Origin of the sequence: Achromobacter sp. GbtcB20 (assembly GCF_019091095.1) — a bacterium.
GTDB classification, from domain to species: Bacteria; Pseudomonadota; Gammaproteobacteria; order Burkholderiales; family Burkholderiaceae_B; genus Achromobacter; species Achromobacter mucicolens.
The window spans coordinates 1-229 of the sequence record NZ_JAGXJZ010000995.1; the positions used below are offsets into that span (position 1 = coordinate 1).

Sequence of the window (229 nt, forward strand, 5' to 3'; positions counted from 1 at the left end):
TGCAGGTCGACCTGTACGACGAGGAGGCGCGCGGGCCGGTGCCCGATACGCCGGAGTTTTACCAGGCCTGCTTCGATTGCCTGGGCCGGGACGGCATCATGACCACCAACGTGTACGGCGACATCTCCTGCTACGACAGGAACCTGGACGCGATGCGCGAGGTGTTCGACGCCGTGGTCTGGCTGCCCGAGGTGCACGACGCGAACATCGTCGTCCTCGCCTTCAAGAA

The 229-nt window shown here is 64.6% G+C and carries 1 pseudogene; it reads left to right on the forward strand.

The features are described from left to right. A pseudogene (locus tag KVT32_RS31975) lies at nt 1-229 on the forward strand (spermidine synthase); the annotation flags it as partial.